Here is a 23,994-nt window from a genome sequence, read left to right on the forward strand (position 1 = left end):
AGTTGAATACCTAACATGACATCCTTGCGGGTGGGTGACGCTCCCTCGTTGGAGACCGCCCGATTCTCATATTACCGCTGATATGCAGCCGCAGTAAGGGGAGTTTCGGCAAGGACCTCGCCACTCTGGTCGAAATCGAAGTCACCCAGCCAGTGTCCGAACCTGCTGGGTCCCTTGCCGCACCAGACCACACAGGCGCTGCGGTCGGCCTGTCCGCTCAGCAGACGGTTGGCGGCTCCGGTCACCCGGTCGTTGCCGAGACGATAGTCTACGAACTGGCCGTCCCCGTAGTGATGGACCACCCGCTGACGCTGCTCCTGGTTCAACACCTGCCAGGGGTCAGCGGCGCAGAAGACCCGAGCAGGTAGGTCCTGCTCCGCCGCCTGGATCAGGGCCAAGCCTCCGCCCAGGCTGTGACCGGTAAAAAGCACTCCACGGTCGGTTCCCGCCCTGCGTCGCGCCAGGTCAAGCGCCTGCTCGGCCAGGATGCCTGCCTGCCGTGTCTGTCCCGGTTCTCTCTTCAATGGCGGCAGGAAGCAGGTCAGCGCGGCATGAATGTCGTGGCGTGGGTCGTCGCGCAGGTTGGTACCTGCATAGACCACGACCAGATGGGCATAGTCCGGATCGTTCCCCATGTTCTGGGCAGCGATCATCCCCTCGAAGCCGTTTTCGGGGCAGTAGCGGGAGCGCAGCACCCAGTAGCTGCCCAGAGTCGGATCCTCGAACCAATGCAGGCCCGGGCGGGTCTTGACATCCCCTCGACCGATCCCGTAGGAGTACTGGCAGAGCATGTTGAGCTGCTGTGTGGTAAACCCGGTCCGGACCTGCATGGCACTCCCTTTCTGCCAGATTCGTGAGGCATGGACCATGAACAACCGCCTGGAGGCCCGACTATTCCCGTCCGGACTGCGCCGTCAGAAAAGAGGGAAACCGTCCTGCTGGCCCGTCGGCTGGTGACCGCATTAGACTTGACTTGCCATATCCATACAGGACCTATGCCGATGCCGGTGGGGGCACCGACATCCATGCGCGAAAGGAAATTCATGCCCGGAGCCAATCTGACTCGTGTGGAAGCCGAAGAGCGAGCCGTCGTCGTATCCAATGTCAGCTACAAGGTCAACCTGGACCTGACCAAGGGGCCTGTAACCTTCCCCTCCACGGCCCTGATCGACTTTGATGCCCGGCCGGGGGAGTCCACCTTTGTGGATCTGATCGCCGACCAGGTCAGCCTGATCGAGCTCAACGGCCAGCGTCTGGATCCGGCCCTGGCCTTCCGGGACGACCGGATTGAGCTTAACGACCTGCGCGAGCACAACCAGCTGCGGGTGGAGGCCCTCTGCCGTTATTCGCGCACAGGCGAGGGGCTGCATCGCAGCGTGGACCCCTCGGATGGCAACGTCTACCTCTACTCCCAGTTCGAGGTGCCTGACGCCCGCCGGGTCTACGCGGTCTTCGACCAGCCGGACATCAAGGCCGTCTTCGACTTCACCGTGGACGCCCCGGCGTCCTGGACGGTCCTGTCCAACATGCCTCCCGCCTCCCATCAGGACCTGGACAGCCGCACCGCCGAGGGAACCCTGGAGGGCGGCCGCACCGAAGGCGTGACCCGCTGGGTCTTCCAGACCACCCCGGTGATGAGCTCCTACCTGACCGCCTTCGCCGCCGGACCCTACGCACAGTGGACCAGCGAGTATCAGAACGAGGATGGACGGACCATCCCCATGGGCCTGTACTGCCGCCAGGCGCTGAAGGACTCCCTGGACGGGGACGCCGAATACCTCTTCGATGTGACCAAGAAGGGCTTCGCCTTCTACGCCAAGACCTGGGACCTGCCCTTCCCCTGGGCCAAATATGACCAGATCTTCGTGCCCGAATACAATGCGGGCGCCATGGAGAACATCGGCCTGGTCACCTTCCGCGACTCCTACGTCTTCGAGTCCAAGGCCACCGGGGCCCAGATCAACCGCCGCGTGGAGACTGTCCTGCACGAGCTGGCCCACATGTGGTTCGGCGATCTGGTGACCATGAAGTGGTGGAACGACCTGTGGCTGAACGAGTCCTTCGCCGAGTTCATGTCGACCCTGGCCACCGCCGAGGCCACCGAGTGGACCGACGACTGGGCCACCTTCTGCTCCGGCGAGAAGAGCTGGGCCCTGACCGAGGATCAGCTGCCTACCACCCACCCCGTGGTGGCCCCCATCCGCGACCTGCACGACACCGAGGTCAACTTCGACGGCATCACTTATGCCAAGGGCGGTTCCGTCTTGAAGCAGCTGGTCGCCTACGTGGGCCGTGAGCGCTTCTTCCAGGGCATCCACAACTATCTGACGGCTCATGCCCATGGCAATGCCACACTGCACGATCTGCTGACCGAGCTGGAGAAGACCAGCGGCCGCGACCTGGGCAACTGGTCCCGGCTCTGGCTTGAGGAGGCCGGCATCACCACGCTGACCAGCCAGGTGCAGACCGATGGGCAGGGGACCATCACCGCCATGCGGATCGACCAGACCGCTCCCGAGGAGCATCCGGTCCTGCGCCCGCATCGCCTGGCTGTGGGCTTCTACGACGAGGACCAGTCCGGCAAGGTGGTGCGTACAGACCGGTTCGAGCTGGATCTGGATGGCCAAGGAGCCGAAGTGCCCCAGGCTGTTGGCAGGAAGCGTCCGGCCCTGATCCTGATCAACGACGATGACCTGACCTATGCCAAGCTGCGCCTGGACCAGGACTCTCTGGAGTATGCCACGCAGAACCTGTACCGGATCGAGGATCGCCTGGCCCGGGCCGTGGTCTGGCTCAGCCTGTGGGACATGACCCGGGATGCGCAGTTCCCTGCTGAGCGCTTCATCAGCCTGAGCCTGAAGGCCCTGGCCACCGAGCATCAGTCCACCACCTTCCGCTACGCCCTGTCGCAGATCTCCACGGCCGCCCACCACTTCACCGCCTCCCGTCGCCGCCAGCCCATGCTGCAGCTGGTGGCCAGCACGCTCTGGGATCTGGCCATGAAGGCCCAGCCGGGTTCTGACGAGCAGTTCCAGCTGGTCCGCGCCTACCTGGGCTATGGGGACGATGCCGACTTCGAGGATCACGCCCGTGGCCTGCTGAGCGGCGACCTGAAGCTGGAGGGTCTGACCATCGACAACAACACCCGCTGGCTGATCATTCACGCCTTGTCCGCCCACGACCTGCTGGCTGACGGCGAGATCGACCGGGAGCTGGCCGCTCGAGACACCACCGAGAACCGCGAGTTCGCCATGGGCGCCCGGGCCGCCCGCCCGACGGCTGAGGCCAAGGCCTGGGCCTGGGATCAGGCCCTGCACAACGAGGATCTGACCAACTCGCAGATCGAAGCTGTGGCCGACGGCTTCTCCGGCTCGGGGGAACAGGAGCTCTTCGCACCCTACGTGGACCGCTTCTTCGCAGCCGTGGACGAGGTCTGGACCCAGAAGACCTTCCACATCGCGGAGACCCTGCTCAACCCCCTGTCTGCAGGCGGACTCTACCCGTCCAAGGCCGATCCGGCAGCCCTGGTCAAGGCGGGCGATGCCTGGATGGCCGACCACGCCGAGGCTCCCAAGGCCTTGCGCGGGATGATCATCCAGAACACGGAGTCCTCCAGGCGCATCCTCAAGGTCCGCGAATACAACGAGCGTCTGCGCTGAACACCCTGCCCGCCCCGATCCGAGTGGCGACGGGTCAGGGGCGGGGCCATAATGAATCTGTCGCCTGTATGCAGAATGGTAGGTTCGGAGGAGAGCAATGCCCAGATTATTCGGTACCGATGGTGTACGCGGTTTAGCCAATAGAGACCTGACTGCACAGCTGGCCCTGGATCTGGGCGATGCAGCGGTCCGTGTCCTAGGTCGTGGCGCGGATCGGTCCGCGGGCCGCCGACGGGCCCTGATTGGCCGCGACACCCGGGTCTCCGGGGACTTTCTGGCATCAGCCTTGGCTGCCGGTATGTCATCAGGCGGCTTCGACGTGATCGATGTGGGCATCATCCCCACTCCGGGCATCGCCTACCTGACCAGCGTGCTCAACGTGGAGATGGGTGCGGTCATCTCAGCCTCCCACAACCCCATGCCCGACAACGGCATCAAGTTCTTCGCCCGGGGCGGCTTCAAGCTCCAGGATTCCAAGGAGGACGACATCGAAGCGGTTTTGGGCCAGGATTGGGAGCGCCCGGTGGGCGAGGGCGTGGGCCGCGTCTCCCATGACACCGTGACCGCCACCAACATGTACATCGACCACCTTGTTGAAGCAGTTGCCCCTGTCGCCCCCGACAAGACCCAGACCAAGCCCTTGGATGGTCTGCGGATCGTGGCCGACTGCGCCAACGGAGCCACCTCGGTGGTAGCTCCCGAGGCTCTACGCCGGGCCGGGGCGGACGTGGTAGTCATCAACGCCTCGCCTGACGGCTACAACATCAACAAGCACGCCGGATCCACCCATCCCGAGCAGCTGCAGGCCATGGTCCAGGCCTCGGATGCGGTCATGGGCGTGGCCTTCGATGGGGATGCCGACCGCTGTCTGGCGGTGGACGAAGAGGGACACATGGTCAACGGCGATCAGATCATGGGCATCCTGGCTCGTGCCAAGCAGCGCGAGGGGAAGCTGGCCAATGACACCCTGGTGGTCACTGTCATGAGCAACCTGGGGCTCAAGCTGGCCCTGAAGCAGATGGGCATCGTCACCGTCCAGACGGCTGTGGGTGACCGCTACGTCCTGGAGGAGATGCTGCGCGGAGGCTACACCTTGGGCGGCGAGCAGTCCGGTCACGTCATCAACCGGGAGTTCGCCACCACCGGCGACGGGACCCTGACGGCCCTGACCCTGGCCAAGGAGGTCGTGCGCTCGGGCAAGAGCCTCAAGGAGCTGGCCGCCGACTTCCCCCAGCTGCCCCAGCAGCTGATCAACGTGTCCGGTGTGGACAAGAACGCGGCCCGCACCAACGCCAAGGTCCAGGATGCGGTCGAGGCGGAGGAGCGGATGCTGGGCAGCACCGGCCGGGTCCTGCTGCGGCCATCGGGCACCGAACCCCTGGTCAGGGTCATGGTCGAGGCGGCCACCCAGGAGCAGGCCGACCAGGTCTGCCAGCGGCTGGCGTCGGTCGTGGCTGATGAGCTGGCCATTTAAAGCGACGAACCAGAAAGGCGGAATCATCCATGTTCGGCAGAAAGGCGGCCTTCGACGCCGACCTCAACCACCGGGTGGAGTCCATGCTGGCCGAGGCCGGCAAAGAAGAGCTCCTGCCCATCGTGCAGATGGGCGAGCCCGTCCTGCGCCAGCAGGCTCAGCCCTATAAGGGTCAGCTGGCAGCCAAGACGCTGAACAGGCTGCTCAAGGCCATGCGCACCACCATGCTTGAGGCCCCGGGCGTGGGACTGGCAGCGCCCCAGGTGGGCCTGGGGCTGGCCATCGCCGTCATCGAGGACCATGTCCGCGACGACGAGGATGATCCGCGCCAGATGGACGAGTTGCCCTTCAGGGTCATCATCAACCCCTCCTATGAACCTATCGGGCAGGAGACCGCGGCCTTCTATGAGGGATGTCTGTCCCTGGAAGGATTCCAGGCGGTCCGGCGGCGTTGGCTGGACATCACGGCCAGCTGGGAGGACCGTTCCGGGCGCAAGCACCGCCAGCACATGCACGGCTGGCCGGCCCGCATCTTCCAGCATGAGACCGACCATCTGTCGGGCGAGGTCTACATCGACAAGGCCGAGATTCGCAGTCTGTCCTCCGACGACAACCTGAGCGAGTACTGGGCCTACGACCCGGTCCCCACCGAGGCGGCGCGGGAGCTGGGATTCACCATCTGAATCCTAGGAACCTTCTGAATTTTCTTTACCCTCTGATCCAGAGCTATATCCTCAGTCAGTTCCGGTCCGTCACCCTTCAGCGGCGCCACCGGGTGCATGGTCAATGCCTCGGAGGCATGGCGACCAGGCTCCACAGCCTTGGGCAGGATCTCCTGGCCTTCTATGCTCGGATCCAGCCAGGAATCCAGATTATTATCAGTGATCAGCAGGGGCATCCGATCGTGTACCCGGGCGGCCTCTGGCGTAGCCTGTGTCGTTAGGATGGTCGCCGTCAGCAGCCAGGGCTGGCCTGGTCTGGCACGCCACCAGGAGTAGAGGCCGGCGATGCTCAGGGTGTGGCCGTCGGGAGCCTGGAAGTAGTAGGGCTGATGGTCAGGTGTCCACTCGTAGTAGCCGCTGGCCGGAATGATGGCCCGCTGACTCCTGGCTGAATCCGCATAGGTCCGCTTGGTCAGAGCGCTCTCGACTCGGGCGTTGTGGGTGGGGTAGGCCATCTGATCGCTGTTCGACCAGGAAGGGACCAGGTTCCAGCGGGCCGTATGCAGATGCCGTCGCCCATGTCGGTCCTGGGCCACCAGGGCGATGGCGGACCCGGGACTGATGTTCCAGGAGGGTTTGGGCAGTCCCGGAGCCTGCCGGGCACCATAGTGTTCGGCCAGGCTGGAGTAGTCTAAGTCAGCCGCGAATCGTCCACACATGAAGCCCATTCTATGGATGCTTGGAGCCCCCGTCGAGGAAACGCCGGAGGCCTCTTCCCGAGCCAGTCTAAATGCTGATTGACCCCTCTTTCCTGCTAGCATGAAAGTGGTCTGCGGCAGCGGTGCATACATTGAGGATGACCGTGGCCACAGCGCAGTGTTCAACATTGTTTTTGCCCTGCCTGGCATGAGGCCGGTGGCGGCATGGTGATTAGGAGATGGTTTATGCCTCAGAAGATCAAGGCGTCGATTGCCTATGGCATCGGCAAGGGCTTTGCCCAGCCCGAGGAGATCATTATTGACGACCCTATTGGCGCGGAGGTCCTGGTGGATGTGCAGGCCTCGGGTCTGTGCCATTCGGATCTGCATCTGGTCGAAGATGACGACAAGTTCTTCCCCTTCCCGGCCGTGATCGGCCATGAGATCTCGGGCATCGTCGAGGCCGTGGGCCCCGAGGTGTCCGGCATCAAGGTGGGCGACCACGTGGTGGCCTCCCTGGAGCAGGTCTGCGGACACTGCGCCAACTGCCTGAAGGGCCAGCCCCAGTCCTGCACCCAGCAGCAGGAGTGCGTGCGCGGCGCGGGCGAGAAGCCCCGCTTGTCCTTCCCTGACGGTCGGCCCATCACTCAGGCCTTCGGCACCGGCGGCTTCGCCGAGAAGGCCCTGATTCACGAGAACCAGCTGGCCGTGGTCAACAACCAGGTCAAGTGGGATGAGGCCGCCTGCATCGGCTGCGCCACCATCACCGGAGCAGGAGCTGCCATCAACACCGCCCATGTGCGCCCCGGCGACACCGTGGCCGTGATCGGCACCGGCGGCATCGGCCTGAACATCATTTCGGGAGCTCGGATTTGCGGCGCCAAGCGGATCATCGCCATCGACCTGCTGGACAACAAGCTGGAGTTCGCCCGCAAGTTCGGCGCCACCGACGTGATCAACTCCAAGAATGAGGACCCTGTGGCCAAGGTGCGCGAGCTGACTGACGGAGGCGTGGATCAGGCCTTCGAGGCCATCGGTCTGCCCGTCACCATGAAGCAGGCCTGGGACATGCTGGGCGTGGGCGGCACCGCCTACCCGATCGGCCTGACCAAGCCGGATGCCACGGTCTCGTTGGAGATCAACCCAGCTGACCTGCTGGTTCACCAGCGCGGCTTCAAGGGCGTGTGGATGGGCTCCACCAACATCAAGCACGACATCCCCATGTATGCCGACTTCGCTGTGGACGGACGGCTGAACATGCATGACATCGTCAGCCAGCACATCAAGCTGAGCCAGATCGACGAGGCCTACAAGCAGCTGGTCAACGGCGAGGTCATTCGTTCGGTCATCACCGAATTCGACTGATCGGTCTTGGGCGCTCATTAAAAAATCCAATTATGCCTGCTTGCTGTGGCTAATTGAATAGATTCATGATAGGGATCAATGAGGGGTCGTCGGACTGCTACTATCGGACGACCCCTTTTATATCTTTCCTAAGTGGGAACATTCAACACTGTGCGATATCCGGCTTTACGGTTCTTAGCTGAGGGTTCTCATCTTGGATTAGAAAGAATGATCCTACTGCATTAATTCGATCTGGGCCTTGACGTTTGGCAATGGTGATTGCTTATACGCAGACGGTATTAGGTGTGCTTGTGACAAAGCTCGGATATTGCTATTAATTAAGATCGCTGAAGTCAAATAAAATATCTACTTCTTTTTAAGCTGCACGTTAACAAAACGTTGTCTTTTGTGTCATTCAATCAGAAGTACCATATTGGATGTCGGTATCCTGCACACTGTTAAACTTGGATCTTTCCGTAAGATAGCCTGCTACAAGACAAAGTACTATAGCAAGCCTTCGTGTAAAACGATTCAGCTGTGCTGCTGTCTCTGTGCCTTTTGTGTCTAAATCAGCACACTCACGGCTGTTGTGGATGATTCCAAACAGATTATGGATTTGCCCGTGATAATGTCAACTGATTAGTATTGCGCTCGCATTGTGACCGTCTTTCATTACAATAAAATTGTAGATTCGTGCATTAACACTATTGTTCTTGCGGTCTTGCCACACTTCCTCGTTTAACAATAGTCATAGGCAAGACTACGTGGTTCTCTACTTTTCGATTTCGTCGTTGATCGATAATCATTTCTATGGCTTTACGTGAGGCAGAGTTAAAGGGCTGATGAACAGTCGTCAGAGGTGGGGCCATGTAATTTGCTGGGAATATGTCCTCAAAACCAACGACAGAAAGATCGTTAGGTATCGATAGGTCCCTTTCGTAGGCTGCACGGTAGACGGCCGTTGCCACCTGGTCGTTGCAAGCAAAAATCGCGGTAGGTCGATCAGACAGGTCAAGCAAGTGGCAGGCAGCTTCATATCCGCTTTGAGGGGACAGGTCGGTCGTTGCTTCGAGTTCATCAGAAAGATCAATGTCTTCATGATGAGCAGCGGTGAGGAAACCTCCATACCTCGAAATGGTAGCCTGTGCCTCCGCAGGACCATTGATTATGCCGATGCGTCTATGCCCCATAGATATCAGATACTGAGTTATTTGAAAGGCCCCAGTCCATCTATCAATGGAGACCCACATCGCCTCGTCGTCCAGAGGGGTTACTGGATTTAATATCACGTATGGAATATTTCGAGATTTTAAGAGCTTCTTTTCCTCTTCAGGAATTTGCGTTATCTGGTGTATAACTACACCCATGGGATTGCGGTCAATGATGCTTCGGAAGCAGTGCTCTACGCTGAGTCCTGCCTCTAGCTGGGTTACGGTTAGTGCGAAGCCAGCCTGCTGCACCCAGTATGAGACCTCTTTGGTAAAGGTTGATGTGCAGTCTGAATCAATATGGTCCAGAACCAGCTCAATTGTCTGAGAAACCTTTGTGCTAACCAGCGGCTTGAAGTATCCGTTTTGATCCAGCACCTCCTCCACATGTCGCCTAGTTTCAGCGGCGATTCCCGCTCTGCCATTGATGACCTTGGAGACTGTCGACGCCGAAACGCCGGCTAGCTCTGCTATTTCGGAAACCTTCACTGCAAGTCACTTCCTTCCCTCGTTAATCGATCCTTGCAAGGACGGGGCTCAGAAACTCAGGACTACGAAGGTAGACCTGTGTAACTGAAGGTTGACGCAGAGCCCGCATAGTTCAGTAAGCATACAATAAAGATACCCTAGCTTGGAAATATTTCAATAGCATGTTTGCACTTTTCGAAGTATATCGCTATAGTCTGAACTGTCATCAAATAATCAATCGCGGTGTACATGACGAAGGAGTCTATCGTGAGCACAATCACCAAAGTTCAAACATATGATTTCCGCTTTCCCACTTCTCAAACCCTATCCGGCTCTGATGCCATGAACCCGGATCCTGATTATTCCGCTGCATACGTAGAAATTCATACTAATAAAGATGATGGTATCGTCGGAACGGGTTTTGTCTTTACCATCGGCCGAGGCAATGACGTGGTCTGCAGGGCCATTGATTCCATGTCGCAGGTCTTGTTGGGGCGTAATGTTGAGGATTTCCTTGACAATATGCGCAGTGCCTGGGACCTCTTGGTCGGTGACTCCCAATTGCGATGGCTCGGTCCTGAAAAGGGAGTCGAGCATATGGCCATTGGTGCTGTACTTAGTGCTCTTTGGGACATTAAGGCCAAAAGGGCTGGCAAACCCTTGTGGAGGCTCCTTGCTGAAATGGAGCCTGAGGAGTTGGTCAGCACTCTTGATTTCCGCTATTTGACTGATGCCCTTCGTCCAGAGGAGGCTACGGAAATCCTCAGACAAGGGCAGCAAGGCAAAGAAGAGCGTATCAAGTATCTGCTTAAAAACGGCTATCCTGGATACTCCACGGCAGCAGGGTGGCTGGGTTATGCCGATGAAAAGATGGTGGAAATAGCCAAGGAGGAGACTCGAGAAAAAGGCTTCAAGCAAATCAAGCTTAAGGTCGGGCATAACGTTGACGACGATCTGCGTCGTCTCGCATTAGCTCGTGAGACAATTGGGCCTGAAGTTCGCTTGGCGGTTGATGCAAATCAAGTATGGGATGTTCCTGAAGCCATAGAGTGGATCAACAAGTTCCATGATTTCGATTTGGCCTGGGTAGAGGAACCAACTAATCCAGACGATATCATCGGTCACGCGACTATCGCTCGTGCTATCAACCCCATCCCTGTGGCAACTGGTGAACAAATGCAGAACCGTATCATGTTCAAGCAATTCTTGCAGGAGAACGCCTTCGGCGTCATGCAGATAGACGCTACCAGGGTTGCTGGTCCCCAAGAGATTGTCCTCGAATATCTTATGGCAAAAAAGTTCAATAAGATTGTATGTCCGCATGCCGGAGGGGTCGGGCTGTGCGAGGCCGTCTGCCATTTTGCCATGTTCGATTACTGCGCAGTGTCTGGCACCATGGATGGTCGGATGATCGAATATGTTGATAACCAACATGAGTATTTTGTTCATCCTACTGAGATACGTAATGGCAATTATGTGACTCCAACAGCCCCAGGCAATGGCACTGAGATGACAATAGAAACAGCTGAAAAGTACCTTTACCGCGGTTGATGTTCTCGGGGGGAGGGCAATGATGCCCTCCTCCACCCAACTTTTGCTTCCTTTATTTGAATCTGCTGAATTCATGCCTTTTACTGTGAAGTCCTGGCCTCTTCCATCGGCAACATTAATCTGGTGAGCTCGGCTTAAGCATGAATTCTTTTGTAGATTGAGCTTCGTTTCACGGAAAGACGTCTCATGAATTCAATTATCTCGGCTGCTCCTTTACTTTTGGCAGCTGCTTCAGAAAAGCCTCCACAGGTTCAACTGAACCCTGTGGCTCTGTTAATTAGCATTATTGTGGGTGTAGTTGTGCTGATCATGCTGGTTACTGCAGCACATGTCCACCCATTCATCGCCATAATGATTGCATCGATGATCACCGGTATCGGATCAGGTTATGGTTTGATGAATACGATCAATTCCTTTCTGGATGGGTTCGGCTCTACGACAAAGAGCGTCGGTATATTAGTCGGAATCGGTGCCATGCTAGGTCAAACACTGATGGTTACGGGTGCCACTGGCGTGCTTGTAGACACATTGGTTGCTCACTCGTCAACAAAATGGTTGCCCTGGACTATGGCCTTGATTGGTTCGTTAATAGGGCTGCCCATGTTCTTCGATGTTGGCCTGATTATTATGGTCCCGGTCATTATCATGGTCTGCAAGCGTTCCAAATTGCCCATAATGATGATTGCAATGCCATCCTTGGCTGGTTTGTGCGCTATGCAGGCTCTTGTGCCGCCCCATCCTGGTCCTACAGCTGCCTTGAAAGCATTTCCCAACGGGAGCATGGGTATCACCATGGGAATCGGCGTGTTAATTGCCATTCCCACTGTCATTATTTGCGGACCGCTCTTTGCGCGTTATGCTACAAAGATCGTTGATAGAGGCGCTCCCGACACTTTTGACATGTCAAGTGTGGAAAACCAACCTGAGGATACCCGGCGTCCTTCGTTCTTGCTCTCCCTTATTTGCATTATTCTTCCAGCTCTTTTGCTGTTGATCACATCCATTGCAACAATGATCGATCCTGATCTTGGCACTTCAAAAGCGCTTGGTCCGCAGATATTGCAGTTCGTTGGCAATCCTGAGGTTGCCTTACTGATTTCGCTCATCTTCTCTGCCCTTGTACTCTTCAAAGTTACCAATTTCCCATGGAAGAAAATCCAAAGCGAGACGGGGAATTCTTTGAAACCCATCGCAGGAATCGTCTTTATCCTAGGCGCTGGTGGTGGTTTCAAGACCCTCCTTATCGATACCGGAATTGGTGATATGTTAACTGAATTTGTGAAGACTTCCCATATTTCAGTGCTGCTTATCGCTTGGGTAATCGCTGCGTTTGTGAGGATTGCTACCGGTTCTTCAACGGTATCCGCTATAACTACTGCCGGTATCCTTGAGCCAGTGGCTGTTGCGATGGGTATGAATCCTGTTGGCATAGCCCTTCTGGTATTGGCCATTGGAGCCGGTTCCTTCGTATTCTCATTCGTCAACGATGCCGGATTGTGGTTGGTCAAGGAATATTTCGGATTCTCGTTGAGTGAGATGTTCAAGACATGGACCGTGATGACCTGTGTCCTCTCGGTTGTTTCGTTCGTCTTCGTGATGCTCTTGAGCATTGTCCTTATGTAAAAAGGAGTGATTGGTTGATTCGTAAATGGGCCCATTCATCATAAACTTTTTGTCGGGAGCTTAGAGGTCCATTATTCAAGGAATAAGGAGCATTGTTATGGCGAAAAAATTCCACGGCATTTACTGTCCGTCAATCACAATTACAAAAGAGAACGGTGATATCGATTACGATCTTTGGGGTCGCCATCTTGACCATCTTATCGATGCTGGGATTGATGGAGTACTTATCTTTGGCAGCATCGGTGAATTTTACGCATTCGATTTGGAGACCAAAAAGAAGGTTGTGCGGTACGTCTTAGATCACGTGGCGCACAGAATGAAGGTGTTGGTGGGAATCGGCGGAACAAACCCTGATGAGGTGGTTGACTTTGCCGTTAGTGCTGAGGAAGCCGGAGCTGATGGTGTTGTTGCTGTGGCACCCTACTACTTTGGTCCCTCGAATGAGGCGGCTGAAGATTACTACGATATGATTTGCAAATCGACCAAACTTCCGGTCCTCCTTTACAATTTCCCTCCCAGAACCGGAATGGATCTGTCTGCGGAGTTAGTGGCAAAGTTGGTTTCCGGCCACCCCAATATTGTTGGAATCAAAGATACGGTCGATACGATCAGTCATACTCGCAAGGTAATCGCAGCTGTCCACAAGGTTAATCCTGATTTTTGCGTACTTTCAGGATTTGATGAATACTACACGGTGAACAGAATTGCCGGTGGCGATGGGGTGCTTTGTGGGTTAACAAATGTTGAACCAGAGACTTTTGTTACTATGCATTCCGCATATGAACGTGAAGATTACCAGACGGCTCTGCGATGTGCGGAACGTATCAATGCCTTAATGCAGATATATGACGTGGCCGATCTGTTTATTTCCTCTATTAAGGGTGCGGTAAAAGTCAAAGGGTTACCGATTTGTACAGATATACGAAAGCCTGCTGTCCAACTCACTAGTGAACAGGAAGCAAGAATTGCTGATATTCTCAATTCTCGTTGATGCTCTTGATTGGCATATCAGACTGGGTAAATAATACTATGCCAGCTGGTTTCGGTGATATACGCGGACGCAACAGGAAATGAATGTTCTTGTTGCGTTCGCTTTTAAGCGGTGCCAGCTGGATTGATTTCTTCGATATGCCAAAAATCAGTGAGTTTGCAGCAAACAAAGCACTCGAAAAGATACAGTCTTCTTTCGAAATTGGAATCATGCCGATTGGTTATTTGGCTGTGGGATAACAAAGCCTTTTGCCTTCGCTTAAAGCGGTAGCTCATCGCCTGTAAATAAAAGATTCCATTGCGGTAGGTGATCGTTGAGAAAGTATCGGGTTACTGCAGGCTAATTAATTGGTCTCAGTTGCCTGGTCATCGGCGGAAAGCTGTTTCAGCTCGGCGCGGACCTTTTGGAGCTTGGCGAAGGCTGTGTTGCGGTCCTGGGTGGTTTTGGCCCGGCTATGGTCTCCGGTCAGCTTGGTCTCCTGAGCCTTGAGCAGCTCGATGCGCTCGCGGACGGCGAGGCGGCTGTCCAGATCCGTACCGTCAGTCTGGTCCAGGGTCACCTGGGCGCACAGGCTGTCCCAGAGCTGGTCCATATCGTCGCCGACCAGGGTCAAATTGGTCTCATCGGCAGGGCGGGGTCTACCTAGGTGGAGCGTGTGCCTGGTCTCATGACCGGCTTTAGTGGGCAGGGCCCGGCGGACGGCCGGCGTGCAGACGAGCCCCTCTTCACCCTGGTGAATGGTGATGAACACCATGCCTGATGAGCGCATGGCAGCGATGTGTTCCAGCACGTCCTCCGGCACATCGGGGGTCTTCAACCCGATGGCCATGACCAGCACCTCATGGCAGTGTGCGCCATCCGCTGAAGGGATGGTCCCGGGCCGCAGCAGGGCCAGCATGACAATCTTGTCGATGCTGGTGGAGAAGTGCTGACGCAGCCGTGAGGAGACGGGCGGTCGCGTGGTGAAAGCGCGTATAGGCAGTTCGCCCTTGGCTGCCGGAATGGCGGTGGTGGGCGGCAGGCCCAGGGAGCGCGCGGATACGCCTTCGTAGCTTGCGATTGTCATCCTTGGCCTTTCTGTCGCTGTTGCCGTTATTCTACCGGCAGGAGTGCGACCAGGGACAAGAGTGTCCGTTTGCCGGAGCATGACCCGTTGCCTATCGAGCAAACATTGTTACGAGAATTGCTGCTTGCCGTGCGGGTCGTCGCTGCATGTCTGAAAGGTCGTTTGATCGATCTGGAGATGCTCCCTTCGATATTGCCGGGGCGTAATCCCGTACTCACGAGTGAAGGCTCGCGTGAAACTGGTCAGACTGGGGAATCCGGCATCCGCGGCGATGTCTGTTATGGGGCCATTGGATCGATCCATGTTGGCTTTGGCGTCGTCCAGTCTTAATTTGGTCAGATAGGACTTGAAGGTGGAGCCAGTGGTCTTTCGGAATAGACGGCTGAAGTGCTCCCTGCTGTAGCCGAAGTAGGCTGCCACGGTCCGCTCGGTCAGATTTTCGGCGTGGTGATTGGCTAGATAGCCGAGGATCTGCCTGGTGACATTGCGCCCTGATCTGATTGATTCCGGCGGTCGTACACCGATGGTGAATCTGGTGTACAGCAGGTGCAGCAACTGATAAAGCGCGGCATTCAGTAGAAATGCCGAAGCTGTGTCCTGCTGTTCATACAGGTTCCCGATGCTGGTCATCAGATGGTCCAGATTCTTCCGGTCTTCTGTGTTCGCGTGGGGGGCGGAAAGCGAAAAAAGAAACCTATCGGCAAAGGGGTAAATCCGGCCGACGACTTCATTGTTGAAGGTGACCGAGATGATTTTGACCAAACCTTGGCCGTGACTCACAGTGCGACCCTGATGCATTTTATAGGGGCTGATCAGCAGGCTATCGCTGTCCCCGAGCACATAGTGCTGGTCTTCGACCTGGAAGGAGCCGCCGCCGTGTATGGTGTGAATCACTTCCAGACCCTGGTGCCAATGGGCGCTGACTAATTCGTCGTTGTCATAATGAACGATGACCAGGCCTGGATAACCCTCGGGATAAATGTCTTCTTCCAAGAAGTCGGGGCTGATCACGGTGTTGTATTGATGTGCGTCCTTTGGATGTTGCAGCATAGTACATCTTCTTTCCGAGGAAAGCAGTCTGTACATTATTCCATTTCACCTGGCAGATAGGTTACAAAATGTCATATTCGGGTCACCGATTGACGTTCTCGGACCTTCAGATATGTATAGCTTTGTGGTAACGATGTGTCATGCTACAAAGGAGTGACCGTGTCACAAAATAACAATCAATCATCATTATCTGGTGATGTGACGGAAGTGCTTGATCCGTCTGTGCGACGCCGCATCATCCTGGTCTGTCTGGCAGGGGCAACAGGAGGATTGCTGTTCGGCTACGACACCTCAGTGATCAACGGGGCCGTGGATTCCATCGCCGGCACAAAATCAGGTTTTGGCCTGAACAGCTTCATGAGTGGTATTTCGGTATCGGCTGCCCTGTTGGGTTGCGTGATCGGTGCCTGGTTCGCCGGCAAACTGGCTGACCGATTTGGTCGAGTAAAGATCATGCTTTTGGCTGCTTTGCTCTTCGTAGTCAGTTCAATAGGGTCGGCCTTCGCTCCGGAGATATGGAGTTTCCTGCTCTTCCGAATCATCGGAGGCATTGGTGTGGGCTTTGCTTCGGTGGTCGGCCCGGCCTATATCGCTGAGGTCTCTCCCACCAAAATGCGTGGGTTCCTGACCAGCTTCCAGCAGTTTGCGGTGGGCATCGGCATGCTGGCCTCCGTCATAGTCAACAATGTGCTGGCCAAGAGTTCAGGCGGAGCTGACCAGGCTCTGTGGTTTTCCGTGCCCACATGGCGGTGGATGCTGCTGATGATGCTGGTCCCTGCTCTGATCATGCTGGTTGTCTGCTTCAAGTTGCCCGAGTCGCCTCGGTACTTGGTTATGAAAGGACGCGACCAGGAGGCTGCTGATTTGCTCAGGCAACTCAATGGCACCCGGGATCCGCAGGCAAAGGTAGCTCAGATAAGGCTTTCAGTCGGTAGTGAGACCAGTCCGCGCCTGTCTGATCTGCGCGGACGCACCTGTGGCCTCAAAAAGGTGGTTTGGATAGCCATTGCTGTGGCGCTATTCCAGCAGTTCAACGGGGTCAACATCATTCTTTACTATGATTCCAGCCTTTGGAGATCACTCGGTTTTTCTGAGCAGCAGGCATTGAACATTTCGGTTATCCGTGCGGTGGTCGCTTTCATCCCCATGATCATTTCTATGGCGTTGATCGACAGGATCGGCAGGAAAAAGCTTCTGGCCTTCGGTTCCGCCGGCATGACCATTTTCCTTCTTCTCGCTACCTTTGGCTTCTATCATGCCCAAGTCACTGCTGCAGGGCTGTCTTTGAAGGGTATGTGGGCACCGCTCACCCTGGTAGCGGTCTACCTCTTCTACTTCACATTCTGCGGCACCTGGGGACCGGCTATGTGGGTGGTCATCGGCGAGATCTTCCCCAATAACATCCGTGCCATGGGGGTGGCTGTAGCAACCGCCTTCAACTGGATCGGGAATTTTTTGGTGTCCACCTCCTTCCCCTGGCTGCGGGATGGGATCGGCACCGGCAACGTATATTTGCTGTACACCGTCTTTGCGGCATTGAGCCTGCTGTTTGTTCTGAAGGTTCTACCAGAGACCAACGGCGTAGAGCTGGAAGATATGAGGGCTGAATGATGAACAACGTTGCAGAGATGATGGTAACCGACGAGGAACGTGAACTCCTGGAGGGCTGGACCGAGGTCGACGGGGACCTGGATGGTTGCAGTCCTGATATGGCCAAGACTGTTCTGGGGTCCCGGCTGACCTTCGGGCGCATGGATGCTCCCCGTTCACGTCACTGGCAGGTGCCCGAGGGAGTGGACTGCTTCAACGACATCGCCTATGTGGACGATGGTTTGCGCGCCCACAAGCTGGATCTTTATCTGCCTCATGATGCCCTGCTGCGCAACGGCAGGGTGACCCCGGTCTACATCGACATCCACGGCGGCGGGTTCATGTACGGCTACAAGGAGCTCAACCGGAACTTCTGTACCCACCTGGCCAAGCGTGGCTTTGCGGTCTTCTCGGTCAACTACCGGCTGATCCCCAGCACGGACTTCATGGGCCAGCTGTCTGACGTACTGACGGCCCTGACCTGGATCAAGAACCGCCTGGACGAGTATCCGGTCTCGCCCGACAGGATCTTTCTGACGGGTGACTCGGCCGGAGGCACCCTGGCGCTCTATACGCTGGCCGTCGAGTCCGATGATCAATTTGCGCAAAGGTTGGGTCTGAAGCCTGCCGGTCTGCGGCCTCGGGGGGCTGCTTTCGTCTCAGGCCTGCTTGATCTGACTCCTTACTTATCGGTGGATTTGGAAGACTTCCATCCAACCGGTTCGCCCACCGATGACCTGACAAGGGTCGCACCATCCTTCTTCAGAAGTTTCGTGCAGGCCGGGGGCGATCAGATGGCCGACCTGACGACCATGGTCGACATGGTCCACCTGCCGCCGGTATTCCTGAACACCAGCGCCGACGACTTCCTGCAGGGCGACGCGCTCAAGATGGCTGAGATCCTGTGCAGGAAGGGCCGCGACTTCGAGTTGCATGACCTGCGGCCCAACCGTCTGCAGACCCTGGGACACGTCTATCCGGTGGCCATGACCTGGCTGGAGGAGAGCCGGCAGGCCCTGGACCAGATCCACGATTTCTCCTACGACCTGATTTGAACCTCTGCGCGCGCCCGGTTCATCCGGTTGCTGGCTATGATGGGAGGAGAAAGGTGGGCATCGATGGCGCAAGGCCCCCGGTGTCTGCACCGCCGCTTACAGAGGAGTGATTCATGGACGAGAAGACCTTGGTAGAGAAGCTAGGCAACCTGGAGACCATCGACCAACTGGTTGATCTGTCCAAGGAGATCGGCCAGCCCCTGTCATATAACGACGCGGACCAGCTCTTCGGCAGGATCAACCAGTGCAAGAATGACGTCGCACAGCTGGGCGGCGACACCATCGCCAAGCTGGCCAAGAAGGCCTTCAACATCTGAGGCATCAGAATCTGAAGTATCAGATTCCATAAGGGCGGGCTGGTGTTCGGTTCCGCCCTCTTTTTATGCCCGATTTCATGCCTGGTCCCGGGCCTCCTGCTCGATCTGGGCCAGGCTCTTGCCTCGGGTCTCGGGCACCATGATCCAGGCGAACACCAGGGCGCATACATTGATCAGGGCGAAGAGCAGGTAGGTGCCGGTGCCGCCCAGACGGGCCAGCAGCGTGGGGAAGACCAGGGAGAGTCCGAAGTTGGTCAGGTTCATGGCCACGTTGGCGTAGCCCATGCCGCGGCTCTTGATCTGCTGGGGGAAGATCTCGGACAGGAGCAGCCAGGTGACCGGGGCCACCAGACCCTGGACGAAGACCACATAGATCATCATCATGCCGATCATGATCCAGGCGGCCGTCCGTGACCCGGAGCCCGGGGCTCCGACGAACCGGTAGCAGACCCCGATAGCGGCCAGGAAGACGATAGTGCCTGCAAGTCCCACAGCCAGAATGGCGTGGCGGTCGAAGCGGTCGATCAGTCCCAGCCCTCCGATGGTGGCCGCTACGGCGGAGACCAGGATGACGGGCACGGTGGCGATCATTGATAGTGAGGGGTCGAAGCCCAGGGTGTCAGTGAAGATGGTCGGCGCGTAGTAGTTGACGATGTTCAGTCCGGTCAGCTGGTTGATCATGGCTATGCCGATGCCCACGATCAGCACCCGCCGGAGCCAGGGGGCCTTGAAACTGGCAGTCTTCGCGCTCGCCGGCTGCGACAGCTTCTGCATGGTCACCCGGGCCTCTGCCTGGTCGCGGGTGGACTGAAGGAAGGTTGCTGCCTGGTCCGGCTGGCCTCGGCGGATCAGGTGGGCCGGGCTGTCATGCAGAAAGCAGGCCAGCAGGGCCAGCAGGATAGCCGGAGGCACTAGGGCCCAGAGCATGGTCCGCCAGTCGGCACCCATCCGGTCCAGGATGGCGTTGACGCTGACCGCCAGCAGCTGCCAGACCACGATCATGACCGAGTTGACCGAAACCACCCGTCCGCGTTCCGCCGTGCCGACCATGTCGGCCAGGTAAATGGGCACGATGGTGGAGGTCATGCCGATGCCGGCTCCGATGATCAGTCTTCCCAGTCCCAGCAGGGCCAGGCTGGGGGCCAGGGCGCTCAGCAGGGCTCCGGGGATGGCCAGCAGGGCGCCGGTCAGGATGATGTGCTTGGGGCCGAAACGGTCGTTGAACTTGCCTGCCAGGTAGGATCCCAGTGCGGCGCCTATCAGCAGGGCTGAGGTGACCATGCCCTGTTCTCCGGCCGTCAGGTGTCCGCCCGAGCCGGAGCCCAGGTTCATATTGACCAGCGCTCCGGAGATGACGGTCAATGTATAGCCGTAGAGGCCGCCGGCCAGCACGCCCAGGGCGGTCATCAGTTGCAGATTGCGCCGCCGTCCTTGAATCGCGGTCATGGGTTCCCCTTTCGCCTGTTCATCCGGGCTGAATCAGAGTCATCATAGGCACCTGGGGGAGCGGTCCGTCGATCCGGCTCGCCATTGTGGACAGGGCAATCGGCCGGGGAACCAGCTGCTGGATTCGCTATCTGGATTCGTCCTCCGGGCCCTGGTCGCGGGCTAGATGAACATTTGGGGATATTGTCCACGACTTACGCATGTCATGGGCAGCGGAACTGCTCAATTTCGCATATGATAAACAAGCATTCACCACAAGGACATCGTGGATGCATACGGCCATGGTTCCATACAGCCATGGCAATGAAAGGAAACATTGTATGCGCAAGCTGATTCTGGATCTGGACACTGGTGTCGACGACACTCTGGCTATCTCCTATGCCTTAGGCAGCCCCGAAGTTGAGCTGATCGGCATAACCGGCACCTATGGCAACGTGCTGCTGGAGCAGGGCATCCGCAACGATCTGGCCATCACCGACCTGCTGGGTCACCCCGAAGTCAAGGTCTACCCGGGCCTGTCCCACGCCTCCAAGGCGGACTCTTTCGAGGTGCTGCCTGTCTCCGCCTTCATCCACGGAGAGAACGGCATCGGCGACGTGGCCATCCCCGACTCGGACCGCAAGGCTGAGACGGAGTCGGCTGTGGACTTCATCATCGATGCGGTCAACACCTATGGCAAGGATCTGGTCTACGTGCCCACCGGCCCCATGACCAACATCGCCGCCGCCCTGGCCAAGGAGCCTGAGATTGCCCAGCGCATCGGCTCCATCGTGCTCATGGGCGGGGCCCTGACCGTGCCGGGCAATGTGGACGCCTGGCAGGAGGCCAACATCTCCCAGGATCCGGACGCGGCCGACGTGCTCTTCCGCTCCGGCGCGCCCGTGACCATGGTCGGCCTGGATGTGACCCTGCAGACCCTGCTGACCTACAAGGAGACCGCCCGCTGGCGTGAGCTGGGCACCGCGGCAGGCAACTTCCTGGCTGACATGACCGACTTCTACATCAAGGCCTATGAGACCACCTCGCCCCACCTGGGCGGTTGCGGCCTGCACGATCCGCTGGCCGTGGCCGTGGCCGTGGATCCGACCCTGGTCACCACCCTGCCCATGAACATGAAGGTGGAGACCGAAGGCGCCACTCGCGGGCGCACCATCGGGGACGAGCAGCGGCTCAACGACCCGAACAAGACCATGCGCGTGGCCGTCGGCGTGGACGTGCCACGCTTCCTGGACGAGTTCATGACCCGCATCACCAAGCTGGCCTCCCAGGCTGACTGAGGTCCGCCATCCCCGGCAAGTTCACGCAAGAGAAAGAGAACTGAAGACATCATGTCCGAAAAGCAATCCACCGAGGATTCGACAGCCGTACGATCGCTGATCCTGCTGCTGATCACCTTCGTCCTGGGCACCCTGTGCCTGCAGGGCTTCAACCTGGTCTTCCAGCAGGTCGGCAAGGACGCCGGCGCTCCCGACCAGGCCTCGCTAATCACGGCCCTGCCCAGCATCGTCCTGGGCATCGTCTGCTTCATCTACGGGTCCCTGGGTGACTTCGTATCCCTGCGCAAGCTGGTCACCTTCGGCCTGTGCATACTGTTCATCGGGTCCGTCTACGGATACGTGGCCAATACGATCATGGCCCCCAACATCTGGAATGTGATCGCGGCCCGGCTGCTGCAGACCGCCGGCGAGCAGGTGGCTGGCTCGGCCTACCTGGTCGTGGCCACCAAGTACCTCAAGCCCTCCCTGAAGGTGATCTTCTTCGGCATCTTCACGGCCGGCTACCAGGTGTCTGCAGCCATCGGCATCTTCGCCGCCGGTCTGCTCAGCTCCATAGCCTGGCAGTACCTCTTCCTGATTCCCGCGGTCACCATCGTCTTCCTGCCCATCCTGCTCAAGAGCCTGCCCACCGGCGGCGGCAACGGCGAGAAGGTGGACTGGCTGGGCTTTGTCATCTTCGGACTGGCCACGGCCCTGCTGACCCTCTTCTTCTCGTACACGGCCTGGTGGCTGCTGGCGGCCTCGGCTGTCTGCTACCTGATCTTCGCCGTGTACATCAGCCGGGCCCGGAGCCCCTTCATCACCCCGGACTTCTTCCGCAACAAGCGCTGGCTGATGGGCATCGGGCTGATCCTGATCTTCTACTTCATGAACTACTGCATGTCGCCCATCTTCAACGCCATCGGCCGTGACGTCTACAAGGTGTCGACCACCACGGTCTCCCTGCATGTGGTCTGGGCCTTCCTGGTGGCCGCCGTGCTGGGCACCACCTCGGGCGCCATCGTGGACAGGATCGGCCGCAAGCCCGCCATCATCATCGCCGCCTGCCTGATGATCCTGGGCTTCGCAGGGACGGCTCTGGTGGTCAACTCCGGCCTGCTGGCCCTGACGCTGACCGCCTGCGTCTACTACGCCGGGGTCGGCCTGATGTATTCGCCCATCGTCTCCACCGTGCTGGACACCCTGCCCCAGGACCAGTCGGGCCGCGGCGTGGGCATGAACGACCTGGTCATGAACGTGACCGGCTCCATCGGCATCGCCATCATCGGTGGTCTGATGGGCAAGCCCAGCCTGGAGGGCTTCAGCATCATGGGTGCCACTGGCCCGGCTGCCAACTACAGCAACCTGTTGCTGATCGGGGCTGCGGTGTCCCTGCTCGGCCTGGTCGTGTATTTGGCCTGCAAGAAGACCATCTACGCCACGACTGCTGACGAGCAGTAAGAACAGTTGCAGTCGACCGTCCGGGCGCGGCAAGAGGAGTTGCCTCCTCTGTTGCGTTCGGACGGTCGATTGATATGTGTGGTGGGGGCGCGGGAGGGAAGTGTCGGCTCTCTTGGGGATGAGCCTTAAGTGACACGTTTCCTCCCTGCTCCCCCTAGAAGGGCCGGGGGCGGGGGGATTGATTCGCCGCCCGGCCGCTCTTACTCGTGCGAAGCATGTGACAGTTGGTGTTGTTCTCTCCGGTGGCGGCGTGAGGCCAGGACGCCGCCCATGCCGGTCATGCCCGTAGCGAGGGCGAGCAGGATGCCCTCCCCGCCTGCCTCGGGGAGCACGCCTGCTGGCAGGTACGTGTACCTGAGGGAGGTGTCCGGTGTTTGGGGTGCGCCGCCTATCGTGTAGTCCACGCTGACGGTGACTGTGCCCGGCGCGTGTGCGGGCGTGAGCACGGTGACGCTGCCGCCATCGCCGCGCGTCAGGCCTGATACTGCCTTGCCGTCGAACCAGACGCCGGTGATCACCAGCTGCAGGTTGAACGACACTGGCACAGGAACCTTCGCTTCTTTGGTGGTGTCGTTGCCGAGCTGGCCGCTGTAGTTGGCACCCCATGCGTAGGCGTTCCCGTCGCTGCCCATGGCCAGAGAAAAATGGTATCCGGCTATCACCTGTGCGGCTTTCAGCCCTTTGCTTGCGTTAGTGGGGCTGACGGGGTCGCGCACACGCACGGGAATATACGAATCACCGGGCTTGTTGTTGCCGAGGTCACTACCCGTATTGCATCCCCATGCGTAGATGTTTCCGTCGCTGCCCAGGGCCAGTGAATGATCGCCTCCGGCGCTGACCTGCACGTAGGTGAAAGCCGTAGGTTTGCCGGCGGGCGGCTTGACTTTGACTGGCGTGGTCCTGGTGTTGTAGAACGTCCCGTCGCCGAGCCCGCCATACATGTTGTTTCCCCATGCGTAGGCGTTTCCGTCGCTGCCCAGGGCCAGCGAAAAATCGTATCCGGCGCTGACCTGCACGTAGGTGAAAGCCGTAGGTTTGCCGACGGGCGGCTTGACTTTGACCGGTATAGTCTTTT

General features: G+C 58.0%; 20 protein-coding genes. 13 read left to right on the top strand and 7 right to left on the bottom strand.

Annotated features, from left to right (window positions below):
• Nucleotides 1-71: 71 nt before the first annotated feature.
• The gene (locus tag AC0AII_RS05745; protein WP_490446439.1) at nt 72-830 is read right to left on the bottom strand and encodes a Tle-like phospholipase domain-containing protein; all 759 of its coding nucleotides are present in this window, start codon (nt 828-830) and stop codon (nt 72-74) included.
• A gap of 213 nt (nt 831-1,043) precedes the next feature.
• Between AC0AII_RS05745 and pepN the strand changes: the two genes are divergently transcribed.
• The 3 genes from pepN to AC0AII_RS05760 all read left to right on the top strand — a co-directional run bounded on the left by pepN (nt 1,044) and on the right by AC0AII_RS05760 (nt 5,816).
• A complete protein-coding gene (gene pepN, locus AC0AII_RS05750) occupies nt 1,044-3,659 on the top strand; it encodes an aminopeptidase N (RefSeq protein ID WP_490446440.1) in 2,616 nt (871 codons plus the stop codon).
• Between the two features lie 97 nt (nt 3,660-3,756).
• The gene (gene glmM, locus AC0AII_RS05755) at nt 3,757-5,133 is read left to right on the top strand and encodes a phosphoglucosamine mutase (RefSeq protein WP_306221817.1); all 1,377 of its coding nucleotides are present in this window, start codon (nt 3,757-3,759) and stop codon (nt 5,131-5,133) included.
• 29 nt (nt 5,134-5,162) lie between these two features.
• Nucleotides 5,163-5,816 carry a peptide deformylase gene (locus AC0AII_RS05760; RefSeq protein ID WP_490446441.1) on the top strand — a complete coding sequence of 218 codons (654 nt, stop codon included), beginning with the start codon at nt 5,163-5,165 and terminating at the stop codon, nt 5,814-5,816.
• Here the strand turns inward: AC0AII_RS05760 and AC0AII_RS05765 are convergent.
• Complete coding sequence (locus AC0AII_RS05765) at nt 5,765-6,514, bottom strand: SOS response-associated peptidase (protein WP_490446442.1); 750 nt, start codon at nt 6,512-6,514, stop codon at nt 5,765-5,767. The two genes, AC0AII_RS05760 and AC0AII_RS05765, sit on opposite strands and share 52 nt — an antisense overlap.
• A 225-nt stretch (nt 6,515-6,739) precedes the next feature.
• Between AC0AII_RS05765 and AC0AII_RS05770 the strand changes: the two genes are divergently transcribed.
• Nucleotides 6,740-7,858, top strand: coding sequence for a zinc-binding dehydrogenase (locus AC0AII_RS05770; RefSeq protein ID WP_052323105.1), 1,119 nt, complete (start codon nt 6,740-6,742; stop codon nt 7,856-7,858).
• A gap of 683 nt (nt 7,859-8,541) precedes the next feature.
• Here AC0AII_RS05770 and AC0AII_RS05775 read toward each other — a convergent pair.
• A complete protein-coding gene (locus tag AC0AII_RS05775; RefSeq protein WP_490446443.1) occupies nt 8,542-9,534 on the bottom strand; it encodes a LacI family DNA-binding transcriptional regulator in 993 nt (330 codons plus the stop codon).
• A 246-nt stretch (nt 9,535-9,780) separates the two neighbouring features.
• Between AC0AII_RS05775 and AC0AII_RS05780 the strand changes: the two genes are divergently transcribed.
• The 4 genes from AC0AII_RS05780 (at nt 9,781) to AC0AII_RS05795 (ending at nt 13,917) form a co-directional block, all read left to right on the top strand.
• Nucleotides 9,781-11,064 (top strand): enolase C-terminal domain-like protein, encoded by a 1,284-nt coding sequence (locus tag AC0AII_RS05780; RefSeq protein WP_490446444.1) that lies wholly within the window; start codon nt 9,781-9,783, stop codon nt 11,062-11,064.
• Between the two features lie 186 nt (nt 11,065-11,250).
• The gene (locus AC0AII_RS05785) at nt 11,251-12,687 is read left to right on the top strand and encodes a GntP family permease (RefSeq protein ID WP_490446445.1); all 1,437 of its coding nucleotides are present in this window, start codon (nt 11,251-11,253) and stop codon (nt 12,685-12,687) included.
• 97 nt (nt 12,688-12,784) lie between these two features.
• Nucleotides 12,785-13,678, top strand: a complete 894-nt coding sequence (locus AC0AII_RS05790; protein WP_490446446.1) for a dihydrodipicolinate synthase family protein — start codon at nt 12,785-12,787, stop codon at nt 13,676-13,678.
• Nucleotides 13,679-13,761: 83 nt separating this feature from the next.
• Nucleotides 13,762-13,917 (top strand): hypothetical protein, encoded by a 156-nt coding sequence (locus AC0AII_RS05795; protein ID WP_490446447.1) that lies wholly within the window; start codon nt 13,762-13,764, stop codon nt 13,915-13,917.
• A 104-nt stretch (nt 13,918-14,021) separates the two neighbouring features.
• On the opposite strand, the gene AC0AII_RS05800 is transcribed toward AC0AII_RS05795, so the two are convergent.
• Nucleotides 14,022-14,744 (bottom strand): DUF4391 domain-containing protein, encoded by a 723-nt coding sequence (locus tag AC0AII_RS05800; protein ID WP_490446448.1) that lies wholly within the window; start codon nt 14,742-14,744, stop codon nt 14,022-14,024.
• Between the two features lie 108 nt (nt 14,745-14,852).
• Entirely contained in the window at nt 14,853-15,830 is a 978-nt protein-coding gene (locus tag AC0AII_RS05805; protein ID WP_490446449.1) for a helix-turn-helix transcriptional regulator, read from the bottom strand.
• Nucleotides 15,831-15,992: 162 nt separating this feature from the next.
• Between AC0AII_RS05805 and AC0AII_RS05810 the strand changes: the two genes are divergently transcribed.
• The 3 genes from AC0AII_RS05810 to AC0AII_RS05820 all read left to right on the top strand — a co-directional run bounded on the left by AC0AII_RS05810 (nt 15,993) and on the right by AC0AII_RS05820 (nt 18,756).
• Entirely contained in the window at nt 15,993-17,405 is a 1,413-nt protein-coding gene (locus tag AC0AII_RS05810; protein WP_463427891.1) for a sugar porter family MFS transporter, read from the top strand.
• On the top strand, nt 17,405-18,439 hold the full coding sequence (locus AC0AII_RS05815) for an alpha/beta hydrolase (RefSeq protein ID WP_490446450.1): 1,035 nt from the start codon (nt 17,405-17,407) through the stop codon (nt 18,437-18,439). Before AC0AII_RS05810 ends, AC0AII_RS05815 begins: the two co-directional genes overlap by 1 nt.
• A 113-nt stretch (nt 18,440-18,552) precedes the next feature.
• The gene (locus AC0AII_RS05820) at nt 18,553-18,756 is read left to right on the top strand and encodes a hypothetical protein (protein WP_024627492.1); all 204 of its coding nucleotides are present in this window, start codon (nt 18,553-18,555) and stop codon (nt 18,754-18,756) included.
• 75 nt (nt 18,757-18,831) lie between these two features.
• Here AC0AII_RS05820 and AC0AII_RS05825 read toward each other — a convergent pair whose 3' ends face one another.
• Nucleotides 18,832-20,202 carry a sugar porter family MFS transporter gene (locus AC0AII_RS05825; RefSeq protein WP_490446451.1) on the bottom strand — a complete coding sequence of 457 codons (1,371 nt, stop codon included), beginning with the start codon at nt 20,200-20,202 and terminating at the stop codon, nt 18,832-18,834.
• Between the two features lie 320 nt (nt 20,203-20,522).
• Between AC0AII_RS05825 and AC0AII_RS05830 the strand changes: the two genes are divergently transcribed.
• Both AC0AII_RS05830 and AC0AII_RS05835 read left to right on the top strand, forming a co-directional pair.
• Complete coding sequence (locus AC0AII_RS05830; protein ID WP_490446452.1) at nt 20,523-21,479, top strand: nucleoside hydrolase; 957 nt, start codon at nt 20,523-20,525, stop codon at nt 21,477-21,479.
• A 51-nt stretch (nt 21,480-21,530) separates the two neighbouring features.
• Nucleotides 21,531-22,919, top strand: coding sequence for an MFS transporter (locus tag AC0AII_RS05835; protein ID WP_490446453.1), 1,389 nt, complete (start codon nt 21,531-21,533; stop codon nt 22,917-22,919).
• A 200-nt stretch (nt 22,920-23,119) separates the two neighbouring features.
• Here the strand turns inward: AC0AII_RS05835 and AC0AII_RS05840 are convergent.
• Nucleotides 23,120-23,994, bottom strand: an 875-nt coding sequence (locus AC0AII_RS05840) for an RCC1 domain-containing protein (RefSeq protein ID WP_490446454.1), incomplete at its 5' end; no start/stop codon positions are given.

Source organism: Bifidobacterium sp. VU/mBH4 (B4), assembly GCF_058199535.1.

Bases quoted from the DNA above. Each gene is read 5' to 3' on its own strand.
- AC0AII_RS05820 (WP_024627492.1), top strand. From the start codon at position 18,553: ATGGACGAGAAGACCTTGGTAGAGAAGCTAGGCAACCTGGAGACCATC.
- AC0AII_RS05835 (WP_490446453.1), top strand. From the start codon at position 21,531: ATGTCCGAAAAGCAATCCACCGAGGATTCGACAGCCGTACGATCGCTG.
- AC0AII_RS05790 (WP_490446446.1), top strand. From the start codon at position 12,785: ATGGCGAAAAAATTCCACGGCATTTACTGTCCGTCAATCACAATTACA.
- pepN (WP_490446440.1), top strand. From the start codon at position 1,044: ATGCCCGGAGCCAATCTGACTCGTGTGGAAGCCGAAGAGCGAGCCGTC.
- AC0AII_RS05800 (WP_490446448.1), bottom strand. From the start codon at position 14,744: ATGACAATCGCAAGCTACGAAGGCGTATCCGCGCGCTCCCTGGGCCTG.
- AC0AII_RS05770 (WP_052323105.1), top strand. From the start codon at position 6,740: ATGCCTCAGAAGATCAAGGCGTCGATTGCCTATGGCATCGGCAAGGGC.
- AC0AII_RS05745 (WP_490446439.1), bottom strand. From the start codon at position 830: ATGCAGGTCCGGACCGGGTTTACCACACAGCAGCTCAACATGCTCTGC.
- AC0AII_RS05815 (WP_490446450.1), top strand. From the start codon at position 17,405: ATGAACAACGTTGCAGAGATGATGGTAACCGACGAGGAACGTGAACTC.
- AC0AII_RS05795 (WP_490446447.1), top strand. From the start codon at position 13,762: ATGTTCTTGTTGCGTTCGCTTTTAAGCGGTGCCAGCTGGATTGATTTC.
- glmM (WP_306221817.1), top strand. From the start codon at position 3,757: ATGCCCAGATTATTCGGTACCGATGGTGTACGCGGTTTAGCCAATAGA.
- AC0AII_RS05760 (WP_490446441.1), top strand. From the start codon at position 5,163: ATGTTCGGCAGAAAGGCGGCCTTCGACGCCGACCTCAACCACCGGGTG.
- AC0AII_RS05825 (WP_490446451.1), bottom strand. From the start codon at position 20,202: ATGACCGCGATTCAAGGACGGCGGCGCAATCTGCAACTGATGACCGCC.
- AC0AII_RS05805 (WP_490446449.1), bottom strand. From the start codon at position 15,830: ATGTACAGACTGCTTTCCTCGGAAAGAAGATGTACTATGCTGCAACAT.
- AC0AII_RS05765 (WP_490446442.1), bottom strand. From the start codon at position 6,514: ATGTGTGGACGATTCGCGGCTGACTTAGACTACTCCAGCCTGGCCGAA.
- AC0AII_RS05785 (WP_490446445.1), top strand. From the start codon at position 11,251: ATGAATTCAATTATCTCGGCTGCTCCTTTACTTTTGGCAGCTGCTTCA.
- AC0AII_RS05830 (WP_490446452.1), top strand. From the start codon at position 20,523: ATGCGCAAGCTGATTCTGGATCTGGACACTGGTGTCGACGACACTCTG.